We start from the raw sequence: 16025 nt of genomic DNA, 5'->3' as shown, positions 1-16025 counted from the left end.
AAAAATCGGATCAAGATCAGCTCTTATCAATCTTAAGAATCAAAAAAAGTCTCTAAAATTAAGATAAATCCCCCCGTACACCTGTAATTTCTACATGCTTTATTAGTTCCGGCCCTATTCGTTTCAGAATCACCTTAAAATTAATCAAACACTTTAAAAAAGGCTTCCAATGAAGACTCTACCTCTAATTATCTTAGTATTAATACTGACTGCATGTTCAAAGAACGAATCGGGACCTGCTGCCTCTTCCCTGGCAGTGGAACAAAATGAACAAAAAACAGAAAATAATGCAGGAATTTTGAATGCTGAACTTGAACTAAAAAAGCAAGCAACGCTATTAGTTCAAGGTATTGGTAGTGATGAGAATCTTCTGCAAAGTTTTAATCAATACCTAAGTTCTGCCACTTTAAAATCATATACCCAGGCCAATGCTTCTAACCTAAGAGCTGAATTATTTGCGATTTTCAATGGTCGTATCAGCATGTATTTGAACATGCTTAATGCATCCCTAGAGGGCAAAAGATCGACGATCGTCCTTGAGATTGATGATAATGACCCAAGCTCTGCTTTAAATGCCTTACAGACCCTTTATAACTCTTTAGGAACTAGAAAGAATAGAACTCAACTAAGCCTGGCCGAGCAGTATTTAATTTTTGATATTACTATTTATCTTAAAAAGAAGTTTGCGACTCAAAATCAGGAAATGATCCCTACCGCAACAATCGTAAAGTTTTTAAAAGAACAAATTCAGGCCAATAAAGAAAATCCTCAAGATGCTTTTTTTGCTTATCAAGTGGCCAATGAGATCCTTGACTCTAGTGATGGGCTCTATACTGTCTTCTATCAAATTCTGTCTCAAATCAAAATCAATGAAAATTCTAACCTCAACGAAGTTGAGTTATTTAAAAAACTTTCGATGTATGCTCTAGAAAAAAATCTAACAGATTTTATTCAAGACAAAGAAGATATCAGCAACTACTTTGGAAATATTTCTTTTATTGCCAGCAATAAAATCGAAAAATTGCAAAAACTGGGATTTGATCAAAGACTAGGATATTTTGAAACTCTTGATTATGCTTTTAAAGCATTTAATGGATACCTTGGAAAGGTTGCTTCCGACTATTCGCTTTCAATTCAAGAAACTGCAGCAATTCAAGATAAGTTTATTACTACCACTTATTTTGATCTAATTAACTCTCTCAATAATAATACTGACACATATACAAGATTGTTCCAAGAAAGCTGTTTAAACTTTAAATCTAAAGAGTTAGACCTCATCATAAAAACATATACTCTAAGAGTTGATCGCACTCAAAAAATTCCATGCATATCTTTCCTAAAAGATAAAATCTCAAATAAGAAATTTGACTACATCACAACACTAAACAGCTTAATGGACGCAGAAGTTAATGAACTTCACATTGTAAAACGTGAAGATTTAAAACAATATTTTTCTCTTTATAATAAATATGTCTTAACAAACTTAATTTTGAACATTGTTTCTGAACATGGCTTTCAAGATCAGAATGATGATCAAGCTTCTAAAAACAAAAGGCATGAATACGTTTACAACATGTATGAAGCTTCAAAAAATAATTTAAAAGACCTGCTCGTACTAAGAGAAATAACTGAAGTTTCCGACTTGAATTCTTTAACTCCAACAACAAAAGATTCGAGAAAAATCATTTATTTACCAGCTGGTATTTATACTGGAAATCTTCATACTGATTCTGAATTAATCCTTCACCCACTTGTGGTTATTTCGTCTACAGAAAAAGAATTACAACTTGAAGTTAACAGTATTAGCGGTGGAAGAATTGATAGTAATTATAATTTTATTAATTCACTCTTAGTTTTAAATAAAGAACTTAATCAAAATGTATCACGAGGAAGTAATCCTATTCAACAAGGTAGGACACAAGTACTAACAGGTTACAAAACGGTAAGAGTACGTTGTCGTGAAGGTGGCGGTGGAAAAACAGGTAATGATGGCAATCATGAATGTGCAGCGCCAGAGTCAATTCCTGTTTATACAGTTTCTCGAAGAGTGACACCTGCAATTGCTCCGTCCCAAGCATACCCAGGCCTAACTGGTCCAGGTGCAGCTAGTATTAAACTAGTGATTAGATCGAGAACGATTATTGAAACTCCCGTATTCTCAATGGGACTGAAGGGATATAGAGGAAATCAAGGTATCAATGCTCCAACTTGTAATAGCTCTAATGAGTATCAAGTTTACAGTGGTATTGATTATGCCGTTTCTTGTGATGGGGATAGATGTCCTGCAGTGGCCAATCAATATGACAGCATCCTAAGTAAATTTCACAGCTATGCTGGTATTAGTGGAAACGGCGGCCAAGGTGGTCCCGGTGGCAATATTACAATTATTGGTAAATCTGATTCTTCATACCCTGCTCTTTCGTTAGGTGGCCCAGGTGGTGTTCCCGGAGAATCTGCATTATGTACTTATCCTGGTCAGCCTAATCTAATTGGTTCAAATGGATCTCTAGGCCTTAATGGTTCAGTCGAGATCATCAAATGAAAATTTCATTATTTGTAACATTATTGATTTTTTCATTTTCAGCATTCACTAAAGTGACTGGCCCGGGTGAAAATGATCCAGGAAAAGATGGCAATGCTCAGCTTCCCTCAATACCTGATGTACAAATCAGTGGAGACTCTTCATCTTCGTCTGGATCTGCAAAATATACTGAAAGTTATTTCGACAAGAGAATTGTTCAGAGACCTAAAACTGAAGTCAACCAATACTTGGGTGATTTAACGACATCATTTTCAATTCCTTTTCCTAAGGGATTCCAGTCTTATCAAGGATTAAATTTTAAATACAATTCATCTCAATATTTTAATATTGGATACGGTATTGGTCTTTCACTTGAAATGCCTAAAATTCAGGTAGAGCAAGATGAATTAACAATTACTGGAATTTCAGCACCTGGGGTTTTAATAAAAACCTCTATCTCTAATTTTGGGCAAGAAAGAATCAAGAAAGTATTAGCAGTCTTACAATTGCCTGCTTCATCATTATCTTATTACTTAAATCAATCCGGGGAAGATTCATCTTTATACGTTCAAATTACTTCAAACTCTCAAGTCTATTTCGCACAAATAAAAACGAATGGAGAGACATGGATTTTCAATCAAGCTGGTAACCCAACCCATGTTTTTGGAATTAAAAATCAAGGGTTAAGATTCTTTTATCAGAAGGAACATGTTTCTGCGATCAAAGACATGGACTCCCTATGGGCCTTAAAAATATCTTATTCTATCGATACAACTAAAATTCAAAACTATAATGGAAATCTTGAAGACAAAGTCCTGGGTATTAAAAATATTCAGATTACTCAAGGCGACCGTACTATCACTTATAATTTTTCATACAATGATGAGTATCTTACAAACGTAAATGAAAAAGGAAGTCTCAAAAAAATCTTTCAAGCAGAATATGCTTTCGTTTCAGAAAAAAGTTTTTCTACAATTCAAGAACGAAATGATTTTGCCTTTAAGGCCAACTCTGCACTAACTTATTCATCAGACTTAAAGCAATTAGAATGGATAAACACATCTGAGAACTCTGGAGCATTCTACGTTGATTTAAATGGTGATTTATATCTTGATAAAGTTGTCCTGAACATTAAAGAAATCAATACTGCTGCTCAGGCCATTTTTAAAGCATATAAACCTAAGTGCGATTACGATTCAATGATCTGCACCCCTGGAATTTCAAAGTCCCAGTTGGAAGTGCTTCTGAATAACATTCCACAAAAACTAACAACCTACATTGCTATAAATAAAAATGGGTCTCTGACCTACAAAGAAGACACGACACTATCAATAAAAGAGAATGTCATTAAGTTCTTAAAGTTTACTGTTAATGAAACAACTTACAAAAAATCATCTTGGGAAGTTCATTCGCTAAATGCTGAAACGAAGCTCTTGGCCATTCCTAAGTTTATCGACATTGATAATAATGGTAAAAAAGATATTATCATTTGTGATAACGATAATGACTTGAAAAACTTTGATAGATCTTTATCTGGTATATATGCTGGCCAAAAACAAAACTCTACAGCAGTGGCCTATTATGATTTTCTAACAAAAAACAAAGACGATATCTTCCAAGAAAAAGGTTCAATCTTATCTGCCTTTTTAGTCTCTTCGGATCGTAGTGCCTTAAGTAAGTACTCTAAGGATCTTGAAAATGGAAAATTTCATTTTGTACTAAATGCTTCGAAGCTTACAAAAGTTAATTTCTCAGAAAAGTTAGCTTGCAATCAATACAGTATGCCTATTGATTATAACAACGATGGTATTCCTGATTTACTTACAGGAAATAAAGTTACGTTATTTGCAAGACCAGGAAGTAGTAAAACGATAGAGCTAACGAAAGAAGATGTTAAAAAACTCTTCAACACTCCTTCTAGTGATCTGCCTATTTCAAGCGCACCTGTTGAACTTATTGATTTAAAGAATGACGGACAGCTAAGCTTTGTAGAAGCTTTCGCTTCTTATGTCGATCGTCAGGATAGATCACTCGTTTACCTTCAAGACGGAATGAAATTTAAGGTCCGTCGTCCAGCTCCAGTAAAGTTAATGGTCAAAGAAAATGTAACATTTGGTGGTTACTCTCAAGTTGACTACAAATACCATAATGGGTCTGCACTTGTTTCATCAATACTATTTTCACCAAGACCTATCAATGGCCGCGACAGTGCTAAATACAGCTCTCAAATTACTAAGCAGCCTACCTATAAGAAAGTTTATGAATACGGTGGCTCTCGCATTTCTGATCAATTCAATATTCTTTTGGGCCACAAAGACTCAAAGGAAAGTACTTATTTAGAAAATATCGATAATGCGCAAATGGATTTAAGTAGAATTCAAACATCTACATTTGACCAGGATTTTCAAAATGGCCCACTCTTCTTTCTAAGTAGAGCAAGAAAAAATGGTAGAGTTTTAAAACAAGAGACATTTGAAAACGATGGTTCTTTAGCGAGTAGCACTACTAACATTTATGCTGAGAAAAAAGACTTAGGTGAAAATCGTATTTACTCTTACTTACAACACCAGATGAGCTTTACGAAAGGCAATGGGAAAGAAGAATTAATTTCATCTAACGAAGTATCATCACCTTTGTTACAACTCGTTTACTTAACAAAGAAAGACATTTCAAGATCTAGCTCGAACATCATCAACTCTTTAAGTAATTATGAAATTAATCAAGACCAATTTCTAGTACTTCAAAAATCTTCACAAACGTTTGATGAAAACTTAAAAAAACTTCAGTCTGACGTATTGATGGTATACGACGAAGATGGACAGTTAATTACTAAAAAACAAGCTGGTATTGAAAGCTATTTTTCTTATGACTTCTTAGGGAGAATTGCCCAAACGTCTGATCAACGAGGTAAAGCTGCTCAATACACTTACCACCTTACGACTCCCCTTATTTCCGACTTGAAGGAAGATGGAGTCTCTCGCCACTTCGACTATGACTTCGTTACAAACTTTGTAAATATGTCATCAATCAACTCTACAGCAACTTATTATAAGTGGAGCACTGATGAAGTTCTTCTGTCTGTAGATCGTGAGTCAGATGATAAAAAAGTTAACCTTTACCAACTCACAAAAAATGATCTTAAATTTGAAATCACTACCGCTGATTCGACTAGAGAGTATTCTGTCGATGGCTTTGGAAGAATTATTGAAGTTCGTAAATTATTAGATGAGCAAACAACTATTGAAAAGGTCGTTACTTATAACGATATGGACTTACCTATTCGCTCTCTACTTCCTCGCTTCCAGGATGAAAGAGCAAGTGTAGCATTATCGTACGAGTACGATGCACTTGGACGCCAAAAGAATGAACTTCTTAGTGGTTCATGGAATAATTTTAATGTTAATTTCTTAAAAAAATCTACTTATGACAGCGAAGGAATGTTTAAACAATCTGAATCATTAAACGATTCGATCATTAAAAAAACGACATTCTGGAACAATGAGCGTGGTCAGGTAATTGCGCACGAAACGCCATCTGAAAGTGTTAATTTTTCGGTTAGTTCATTAGGCCAAATTTTAAGCGTAAAAGAAATTGCTGCAAAATACTCATATGATGAATTTGGAAAATTAAGCTCAACTGTTTCAGCAAGCTTGCCTTGGGATGAAATGTTTCAACAATTTTCACCTTTAGCTAATAAAACATCATCGATATCAGGTGATATCAATTACGATGCATACAATAGAGTTTTATTAACTAAAAACTCTTCTCTAACTGCTGCCCTTGAAACAAGCTTTTCATATGAACAAGGATTGCCACTATCAAGTAAATCACTTTTTGATGGAAAAACTCTACTCGCTCAAAATACGTTTGATAGCGCTAGACATTTAATTCAAAAGTCATTTAACAACACAAAAACATCTCTAAACTACGATTCATTCGATCGTCTGCAGAACGAAAATATCCAAACAGAGAAAGAGAATTATAATATTTCTTATAATTTCACAGAAGGGCAACTAGCATCGATGGCCCCTTTTATTAAATCAATTGAATACGATGCCGGCCAAAAACCAACTTTAATTGAGTTCAATAATAAAGTTATTTTAAATTTTAACTATGACCTTTTTCAAAAAATAGATTCTATTCAAATGGCCTTGAATGGACCTAAATCTGTCGGTATTATCTATAATGAAATGAATAATGGAAAACCTTCCAAGCTATACTCAAATGTCCGCTTCCATGGTCTATCTCAAAAAAATAAAGCTTATAGCTACTCTGAAAACTTATTCTTAAAAAAGCAGCCACGCTTAACAAACATTTCTAAGAATGTAAGTTATGCCCAATCTAACTTAACTGAACTTAATGACTTCCATTTCGAGTACGAAAATGACCTATTAGTTAAAATTTCTCATCCTCAATACGGAACTTTCAAGAACTTCGTTTCTCCTGATAAATTATGGAAAGGTACTTGCCCTGAAAACTTTAAATCTTTAAACGAATGTTTTCTTAAAATGAATGCTGATGAATTCCAGGTTCAAGGTAAATACACTCGCGCGATCAGAGTTCAGGGAAAAATAGTAGGAGTCCTTTATGCTGGAGAATTCTATCCTGCCCTAACTGACCACCTTGGAAGTTTAATTGCACTTGTCTCACCAAAAGGAGATTCTCTTGCTTTTGAACGTGTGTATAATGAATGGGGTGAGAAAGAGTCTGTTTTGGGAGATAAAGATCTTGAAAAGAATATCCCATGGGCGTTTGCGGGGCTAATTCAGCATCCATTTTTTAATGGTGAAGTATTGCAGTCGGAAACTAGACAATATATTCCAGCCTTAGGGTTATGGGGATCTGCTGATAATCTTGTTAAGTGGAATCCAAACGCTTTAAAAGGGCTTCCTGGGAATTGGTCTCCTTTCTTGTATGCAAGTGGTGACCCGGTTAATTTCATCGATCCTACGGGGCACTACAATCTCGCTGCGAGCGATGGAGCGTCTTTCAACATGAATTTTAGAGAAGAGCTTAAAGTTGATGACTTTAAGAAGTGGAACTCTACTGAAGGACTTGCATATAAAGCACAAGCTCAAAAAAACCTTGGTAAAGTTATAGTGGGTGGTGTTGGAATGCTTGCGTCTGCAAGTCTTAGCGGCCCAGCGATTGCTGGCGGCATGGCAGGTGCAAGAATTTTAGCACTAACCACCAGTTTGGAACTAAACGTAGCAAGAGTGTCAGTTGGAATGTATATTGCTAAAAACCCTGAAAAGGTGGCAGACTATACTGCTTCTATAGCAAGTGCAGTGGGTGATATTTTTTCTGGAACAGGCTCAGTCCCAACAGAAATACCAAGTAATAAATATGAAATGTTAAAATTTACACTTGAAAGAATGATCGATATGTATTCGCTTTATGAGGACTATTAATGAAAATTTTAAAAAATATAATAACTGCATTTTTGATATCTCTATTCTTTGGGTTACTAGGCTATTATGAATTTTTCACAATGCACTCTCCGACGGGAAGACCACTACTTGTAAAAAACAAACATGACTTAGCCGTATTTGTTGTAATTCTTTGGGGACTACTTTTTTTCATACTAAATGGTAATATACTTCTATATAAAAAGAAAAATGAAGAAGAATTTAAATTAAAAAACTTCAGGAAAGATAAAAAATAATCAATCCAATAGTGATTACTTGATACTTAAAAGATATGAAAAACAAAAAAATTATAGCGCCAACTATTTTAGCAATAATATTTACTTTCTTTATTTATTTTGGATTTATTACTCCTAGGCAAAAGTTCACAGCAGACTTAATTAGAGTAAATAATATTTTTGAATTCATTACATCGCTTATCGTCTCTTTTATAGCTTTTTATATCTTCTTCAATGGACCTATATACTTAAAAAAGAAAAAAGAAGATAAAACTGAAGAATTTCGCAAAAACAAAAAGTCTTAAAATTATTAATGAGAGCTAATATGAAAAGTATCCTATACTCCATTCTTTCTGCCTTTATTTTAGTTATTCTAAGTTCACTTGAAATTAGTAAAGATATTAAACTAGGATATGGAAGGACATTGTACTTAGAATCCATGAATCAAAAACTAGCTGTATTTTTTGGTATGGCCCTTTTTTTCTATTTTATGATTTTCAGAAAAAAGAAGTAGGATTTAAATTAAAAAACCTTAGAAAATAATAAAAAATATTATTACCACCAATTCTTTCTTCCATATTCACTATTTGTGCAAGGTTAAGAATTAACGGTGAACGCTAAACTTGAACATACGAGAAATTGAATAATGAAATTTACATATCAAATACCAAAATTGAAAAAAATAAAAATTGATAATCGAAGATTTCGTATGTGGCTTGAAGATGAACAAGGTGAGGAATTAACTTTATATGAAGATGAAATTAATTTTAGTACAATAATTTTAAATGGTGCCATTAAGATTGATAGTATAAAGCTTGGTAAATTTTCAGACCAAGTAGTAGCTGATGTGCTCATTAATAAATGGTCAAAGTACTTTATATCTACAGTCTATGGTGGGTTTTATGTATTTTGCATTTTCAATGTACCTAATTCTTTAATACTTAAATGGACTTTGGGAATGATTTTACTTGCTGTCCTTATGTACTTACTTGCATATCCAATTCTGAAGTATGAAGTTAAATCATCTTTAATATCGGAAATTAAATAAACATGGCCTAAGAATATGAAAAAAACAGAAGAATCATATTGCCTACAATTCTGACCATAATCTGTGCAGTGATATTTCATAAATCACTGCACATCCCATAAGAACTGTAATCAACATCAAGTAAAAATAAACATTCTCATGAATTTCACTTCTTACTTAGATTTAATAATCCCATTAGTTAAATTCTTAAGCTTCAGATACTCAGCTCTCTCACGCTTCATCTTTTCTTCCTGATCACGTTTCAAGTCCGCTGCATCGGTAATCGCAGCCGGTACACGGCCCTTTTCCTTAGCTTTAGCAAACTTCTTATCACCAACTTTACCTTTTACGATTTTTTCATAGATAGGGTTTCCTTTATCATCAAGAAGAACCTTACCATCTTTTACAACTGCAATAATCTCTTTAACCATCCCACCTTCTTCAATATAAAAAGGTGTACCGTTGAGTTCCAGGATACGGTTAGAAATAGTCTGAGTGGCCTTTTCTGTCGTCATACCATCAACTGTAGTGATAACGATCCCTGAGGGAAGAACCTTGTTGTCGGCATTATTAGAAGACGTAAGAGTCGCAGAGTTCATCCCACTTCTTCCAGAAGAAGAATTGGCGTTCGTTGCTGAATTGCTCGCTCTTCCTGCATCGTAATTATCAGCGGCCTTTGGAGCTGCTTCCTGTCTTGCAGGGGCACCTGAAGAACCATTGCTGTATGAAGAAGCGTAAACGTTATTTGCCTGAGATTTTTGTTGCTCTACGACCGGTGCGGCCACTGCAACTGCGGCAGAAGACTCTTTCTTTTCTTTTGCGGTCTTCAGGTCAGCAATTTGCCCTTTAAGATCTTTGATCAGCGCATTTTCTTCATCAATTTTCTTTTGTTTGACTCTATTGTTTTCTGCTTCTTCGTTAGCAGCTTTCATCTTATCAACTTTTTCTTCAGCTGATGCCAGACGCTTCATAAGATCGGTCATCTTAGTATCATTGGCCGCATTGTTAGCAGCAACAACTGGCGCTGCTACGGCTTCTTCTTTCTTTTCAGCTTTATCTTTTTTATCGTCTTCATCAATTCCATAAGCTCCAGGCGTGAAGCTTTGGTTGAATTGATTTGCAAAACTTGAACTTGTGGCCTGGGCCCCTGCCAGAGCACTATCTATGCTCGCACTCGAATCCACTTCGGCCGAATCACCAAGTTTTGGCTCGATTGCTTTTGCTGAATCACTTTTTGCAGAAGGAGTTTCTCCAATATAACTTGTAAGCTTTTCTCTTGTGCTATCAACTGCATCCTGGCTTGGTCCGGCCGCCATTGCTCCGACAACAGATCCAAAACCACCTGCTCCTTTATGTCCTTTATCAGAGGCCATGTCGTTGTATTCTTCGCTCGCCAATCCGAATGATAAACATCTTCTGGCATTTACAAGAGTGTCGTAATCTTTTTCATTGAAAGTGTCACCCATGAAACTTTTGAATCTTTCAAAGTCTTTTTCACTTTTTAAATCTCGTGAAGAAAGATGCTCAACTGAAAGAGAGTCTTTCGATAGCGTTTTTCCAAGAGAAAGTGTTGTCATGTCTTCACATATTTTTTTAATATCTGTCGTTTCAGTACAACTTGAACTTGAGTCCCCTAATACGGCCTCTGCGCGACTTTTTCTGAATGTATTAAAGCTTGATGCAAAAGATTCTTTTGTTAGTTCTTTATTTTCATAGATTGAAGCCAGTTGTCTGAACTTCAACATTTTTTTAAGTTTTGGTTTTTCAGAAACAGAATCAAAATCATAGGCCAGAACCGGATCTTTATAACGGTCTCTTGAACCCAGCTCCATTTTTGCCAGGAACATGTCACCTTTTTGTTCTGAATTAGCGTTTTTAAATTCTTCGGAAGTCACCAGCTCTGCAAGCTCATTTACATAAGCAGAATCAGTGTCTACACTCTTTTGTACTTTTTCATTAATACGGTATTCATTATATTCAATAACGAAAGCAACCTTAGGTATTTTTTCTTTTTCTTTATAGCTACTAAAATTTAAAACAGTCGCTTCGCCCTTACTAAAGCAGCCATTACCAAACTTACAGTTTGCCTGTTGATCAACGAAGACTTCATCTAATAAACTTAAATTACAAACTCCACCTTTTTTAGGCTGGTAACGTGAATTACATTTATCACCTTTGATATCAAATTTTTTCTGAGCAAATTGTCTTAGGATTTCTAAGCGGTCCATCACTTCAGAGTTTTGATCCAGAATATTTTTCGCATAGTCTTTGGCGACGATTTCGTTCATTAACTTATCGGCACCAGCAGAATTCACCTGCATCTGTGAAACGTTTTTTCGGCAAGCGATAGCTTCCTGGCATGATGATGTACTAAAGCGAAGAAGATTTATATTTCTTGTGTCTGTACATGTGAAAAATTTTGAAACACTTTGATTACTTTGTGCCCATCCAATCAACTTATTATTTTGGAATGTATCAATACTCTGACTACAACCTGTTGCAGTTGCTTCTGAAAACTTCACACCTTCAGTTGAAGATTTATCCAACAAGAGAGTCACTGGTTTTTGCGCTAGTCCTAATGAGTCGGCCGCTGAAGTAAAACTGGTTTCCGCAGCAAAAGCTGGCGGAATAAACGCTGCAACGAGTACGACTAAATTTACAAAAATCTTCATATTGAGACTCCTACCTACTAATCTTATCGGGTATTTCTGATAAATCTTGAGCATTTAACTACGTTTCCCCCCTCTGACTATAAAAACAGGTAATTATTAGAATCTCCTCTGAAAATTAGTGCCTCTAAAATTTGTCATACCCGATTTTATTGATCTAAAATTATTTAATAAATAAGAGGTAAACATGACGAAGATATTAACTGACGAACAGGCAAATTACTGGAGCGAGCTCTCTCACACTTTCGTGTGGAAGAAAAAATGGGACACACTAATTAGTGGTGACTTCATTAAGGCCGACGTGAAATGGTTTAATGGTGGCGAACTTAACATCACTGAAAACTGCCTTGATCGACACCTTGAAGACCGCCGCCAGAAAAAAGCGTTGATCTTTGAACCCAATAATCCAGATGAGCCTTCGAGCTTTTTAACTTATGGTGAATTGCACTTAAGCGTTTGCCGTTTTGCGAATCTTTTAAAGAACCGTGGAGTTGGTAAAGGCGACATCGTAAGCTTTTATATGGGAATGACTCCAGAGCTTATGATAGGGATTTTAGCGTGTGCGAGAATCGGGGCCATCCATACTGTTGTCTTTGGAGGATTTTCTCCTCTATCGCTTCGTGGACGCTTGGAAGACTCGAATGCTAAAATGGTTGTCACTCATGATGGAGCTTATAGAGGTGATAAAACCACGCCACTAAAAGACATGGTCGATGAAGCCGTTGAAGGATTGGACTTTGTTAAGACTGTTTTAGTTGTGAAGAGAACTCATCAAAAAATCACAATGAAAGAAGGCCGTGATTATTATTACGATGCTTTGATTAAAGGTGCTGAACTTCACTGCCCGGCGACTCCCGTAAAATCAGAAGACCCACTTTTTATTCTTTATACTTCAGGATCAACCGGAAAACCAAAAGGACTAGTTCATACGACTGCTGGTTATATGGTTCATGTTGGGAAAAGTTTTAAAGATGTATTTCAATATAAAGAAAATGATATTTTCTTTTGCACGGCCGACATCGGCTGGGTTACAGGACACAGCTACCTGACTTATGGGCCGCTATTAAATGGTGCAACGACAGTTATGTTCGAAGGAGTTCCTACTTATCCGAACGCTGATCGCCTATGGCAGATTATTGAGAAACATAAAATCACTCATCTCTACACTGCTCCAACAGCAATCAGAGCTCTGGAAAAATTTGGTCACGAAATTCCAGAAAAATATAAAATGCCAACTCTTAAAGTTTTAGGTTCAGTTGGTGAACCCATCAATGAAGAAGCATGGCACTGGTACGATAAATATGTTGGTAAAGGCCGCTGTCCGATTGTCGATACCTGGTGGCAGACAGAAACTGGTGGGATTATGATTTCACCTATTGCTGGAATTACGAAATTAAAACCAAGTCACGCCACTCTCCCACTTCCTGGAATTGATCCAATTCTTATGGATGAAAAAGGCACTATCATCACAGAGATGGTCGCGAGTGGAAATCTTTGCATAAGAGCTCCATGGCCTTCACTTGCCCGCACTATTTATGGCGACCACGAAAGATTCATTCAAACTTATTTTTCAACATACCCTGGATACTACTTCACAGGTGATGGTGCAAAACGAGATGCTGACGGATACTTTAGAATCACTGGACGTGTGGATGATGTTATCAACGTTTCAGGACACAGAATTGGAACAGCAGAAGTAGAAGATGCCATCAACGAGCATCCTGACATTGTAGAAAGTGCCGTTGTTGGACTTCCTCACCCGGTAAAAGGTCAAGGCCTTTACGCTTTCGTTATTCCAACGAATACTAAGCGTGATCCAGCTGAACTTGAAAAAGAGATTAAAGATATTGTTCAAAAAATTATCGGGCCAATTGCCAAGCCGGATTTAATTCAAGTGACAGAGGGTCTTCCAAAAACTCGTTCGGGAAAAATCATGAGAAGGATTTTAAGAAAGATCGTAGAAAATGACCTGGAAAATATCGGCGACATCTCAACGCTTCTGAATCCAGAAATCGTTGAGAAACTTATCGCAGAAAAAAAGAGTTTTAGTTAATTAAGGGATCTTGGCTTCGTTATTAATTTTAGTGATATGAGCTTCTATCGTCTTCATTGCATACGGTAGGAGCTCGGGCTTAAGGCCCACGTAAATGACTTCCAGGATTTCGTTCAAGCTTCTTCCCAAACCTAGTAGTTCTTTAATTTGATCTTCACGCTCTTGACGGTGTTTTAGAGTTTGAACAAGTTTATTTGTCCCACCAATAATGATCCCGTGACTTGGAATAAGATTTTTAGGATTTAAATCAATCACTCTGTTTAATGAATGGAAATATTTCTGCATATCTCCTTCAGGTCCACCAATCACAACCGTTCCGATTGTTTGGATAAGGTCCCCTACTAAAAACCAACTCATGTTATCTGGAGCAAGAGCAAGTTGCCCTTCATCGTGACCTGGTACTTCATAGACGCGAACGTCGTGGCCTAAACTTTTTGTGATCACATCACCTTCTTTGCGAAGAGTGATTTCGATTCCTTTAAAATACTCAGCACCGATGATTGTGTAAGTAAACTGACTCATCTCCATGGGCACTTTGAATCTTAAAGCGATGTCGCGAGAAAACTCATAATGATCAGGGTGATGGTGAGTGATAAAAATTCTATCAAAACCGACTTTCGAAACTGACTTAATAAATTTCTCAAGCTCGGCCTCATCTCTTGGAGATGGATCAATGAGATACTTCACTTGATCGTCATCGCCGATGATAAAAGAGTTGGTTCTATTGGCCGGAGGGAATGTATGCGACAGCGGTAAGTACTGACGGACACCATAGATTGATTCAATCATAGGCACTTCCGTTTCCGGATCGTGAGGCAGAGTCATTTCAATCGGCGTTGCGTGCTGTGGATTTTCTGCAAACGTTTTAAGCAGTGTCACAGCTGGAGGTACAGCTAACACATGGCCTGCTCTATATCTTTCAATTAAGTTTGCTGGAGTATTCCATTCGCCGAACTCAACTTCGTTAAGATCAATATCAAATTCGTGAGGTTTCTTAAGCATGATCTTAATATAATAATTTTTAAATCTATAAGGATTGAATTCTGGAGTGATGGCCAGACCGATATCATCAATACGCAAGACTTCGCCTTTAGCGATTGCTTCCAAAAGATCGTAGTTTAATTCTTCTTTTACTTCTCTGATAAGCGCGTGCAAAATTTGCGGCTTAATGTGAGCAGGCCAGATATCACCCGGTAGTGCTTCTGTGTTGTCACTCTGGTCTACCTTTCCACCTGGTGTGGCATAGTATCCAGGAAAAACTGCTAAGTAGTTTTGTCTCTTGATAAAAAAGATTTGGTCTTCTGTCGTAAATACTGCTGATACTGATTCTCTCATAGAGAGAAGTTTATCACTAAAAGAATTGATTTAGAAGGTTTTGAACTCTTTTTTAAGAATAGGATCTTTAAGGGTTTTGGCCGATTTTAGTAAACAAAGTCTTAGTGAGTGGGCCGCAATAATATCTTTTTCGATAAAACATTTTTGCAGTGCTTTTGCCATCGCCTCGGCCACAGCACGAGAAGTCCCTGTGAAGTCTTTTTTCCCCGAAGGAAAATAGTAATCAATTTGATCCTGATATAACAAGGCCTGATCGTAAATAATCTGCTCCCCGTCATAATAATCACCAATCACAAAAATATTGGGAGTTGGTGCAAGACTTTGGGGAAACAAGACTGTTTTACTTGTAATTGAGCGCTCCGTTCTTCCCGATGGAACAAACCAGATCGATGGCAGGTCTTTCACAACTTTTTCAGTTGAAATAAATCCTGAGGCCGTCAGCACCATATCTATCTTTTCTGTTTCAACAAAATCTATCGCCTTCTTCCACGCTGATGCTGTTTGATTTCCCCTATTGTCATAAACGACTAATGGGTAAATGGTCAGATTGATTTTTTTCGGAAGGTAAGACAAAAATTCATTTAAAACATTTTGTCCGTGAAAGCGTCCGCCGCCTTTAAGCTCTTTATCCGTTATTTTTTTACAGTTGTAGCTATTCGTCCCCGTCATATCACGAGCGGGCTTCACAACATGAGTTTTTGACTTAGTAAGGGCCTTTTGTGAGCAGAAGCCGGTATCAACGACTGCGATCTTCAAACTGGCATGAGCGGGATTTA

At 36.4% G+C, this 16025-nt stretch carries 9 protein-coding genes; 6 read left to right on the top strand and 3 right to left on the bottom strand.

What is annotated here, in order from left to right:
* Positions 1–169: 169 nt before the first annotated feature.
* The 5 genes from SHI21_RS17570 (at position 170) to SHI21_RS17550 (ending at position 9213) form a co-directional block, all read left to right on the top strand.
* Positions 170–2542 (top strand): hypothetical protein, encoded by a 2373-nt coding sequence (locus SHI21_RS17570; RefSeq protein ID WP_323578287.1) that lies wholly within the window; start codon positions 170–172, stop codon positions 2540–2542.
* The gene (locus tag SHI21_RS17565) at positions 2539–7932 is read left to right on the top strand and encodes an RHS repeat domain-containing protein (protein WP_323578286.1); all 5394 of its coding nucleotides are present in this window, start codon (positions 2539–2541) and stop codon (positions 7930–7932) included. Before SHI21_RS17570 ends, SHI21_RS17565 begins: the two co-directional genes overlap by 4 nt.
* Entirely contained in the window at positions 7932–8186 is a 255-nt protein-coding gene (locus SHI21_RS17560) for a hypothetical protein (RefSeq protein ID WP_323578284.1), read from the top strand. The genes SHI21_RS17565 and SHI21_RS17560 overlap by 1 nt, the downstream gene beginning before the upstream one ends.
* Positions 8187–8221: 35 nt before the next feature.
* Complete coding sequence (locus SHI21_RS17555) at positions 8222–8470, top strand: hypothetical protein (RefSeq protein ID WP_323578282.1); 249 nt, start codon at positions 8222–8224, stop codon at positions 8468–8470.
* A 341-nt stretch (positions 8471–8811) separates the two neighbouring features.
* On the top strand, positions 8812–9213 hold the full coding sequence (locus tag SHI21_RS17550) for a hypothetical protein (RefSeq protein ID WP_323578280.1): 402 nt from the start codon (positions 8812–8814) through the stop codon (positions 9211–9213).
* 152 nt (positions 9214–9365) lie between these two features.
* Here SHI21_RS17550 and SHI21_RS17545 read toward each other — a convergent pair whose 3' ends face one another.
* Positions 9366–11864, bottom strand: a complete 2499-nt coding sequence (locus SHI21_RS17545; protein ID WP_323578278.1) for a coiled-coil domain-containing protein — start codon at positions 11862–11864, stop codon at positions 9366–9368.
* A 184-nt stretch (positions 11865–12048) separates the two neighbouring features.
* Here SHI21_RS17545 and acs point away from each other — a divergent pair, with 184 nt between their 5' ends.
* Positions 12049–13914, top strand: coding sequence for an acetate--CoA ligase (gene acs, locus SHI21_RS17540; protein WP_323578276.1), 1866 nt, complete (start codon positions 12049–12051; stop codon positions 13912–13914).
* On the opposite strand, the gene SHI21_RS17535 is transcribed toward acs, so the two are convergent.
* Positions 13915–15249 carry an MBL fold metallo-hydrolase gene (locus SHI21_RS17535; RefSeq protein WP_323578275.1) on the bottom strand — a complete coding sequence of 445 codons (1335 nt, stop codon included), beginning with the start codon at positions 15247–15249 and terminating at the stop codon, positions 13915–13917.
* 30 nt (positions 15250–15279) lie between these two features.
* The gene (locus tag SHI21_RS17530) at positions 15280–16005 is read right to left on the bottom strand and encodes a hypothetical protein (protein ID WP_323578274.1); all 726 of its coding nucleotides are present in this window, start codon (positions 16003–16005) and stop codon (positions 15280–15282) included.
* Positions 16006–16025: the final 20 nt, after the last annotated feature.

Source organism: Bacteriovorax sp. PP10, from assembly GCF_035013165.1.
GTDB lineage: Bacteria > Bdellovibrionota > Bacteriovoracia > Bacteriovoracales > Bacteriovoracaceae > Bacteriovorax > Bacteriovorax antarcticus.
The sequence above is the reverse complement of the archived record's forward strand: the minus strand, read 5'-3'. Positions and strand labels throughout refer to the sequence as shown.

Coding starts and splice junctions, on each gene's coding strand:
- SHI21_RS17545 (WP_323578278.1), bottom strand. CDS start 11,864: ATGAAGATTTTTGTAAATTTAGTCGTACTCGTTGCAGCGTTTATTCCG.
- SHI21_RS17560 (WP_323578284.1), top strand. CDS start 7,932: ATGAAAATTTTAAAAAATATAATAACTGCATTTTTGATATCTCTATTC.
- SHI21_RS17535 (WP_323578275.1), bottom strand. CDS start 15,249: ATGAGAGAATCAGTATCAGCAGTATTTACGACAGAAGACCAAATCTTT.
- SHI21_RS17550 (WP_323578280.1), top strand. CDS start 8,812: ATGAAATTTACATATCAAATACCAAAATTGAAAAAAATAAAAATTGAT.
- SHI21_RS17565 (WP_323578286.1), top strand. CDS start 2,539: ATGAAAATTTCATTATTTGTAACATTATTGATTTTTTCATTTTCAGCA.
- SHI21_RS17570 (WP_323578287.1), top strand. CDS start 170: ATGAAGACTCTACCTCTAATTATCTTAGTATTAATACTGACTGCATGT.
- acs (WP_323578276.1), top strand. CDS start 12,049: ATGACGAAGATATTAACTGACGAACAGGCAAATTACTGGAGCGAGCTC.
- SHI21_RS17555 (WP_323578282.1), top strand. CDS start 8,222: ATGAAAAACAAAAAAATTATAGCGCCAACTATTTTAGCAATAATATTT.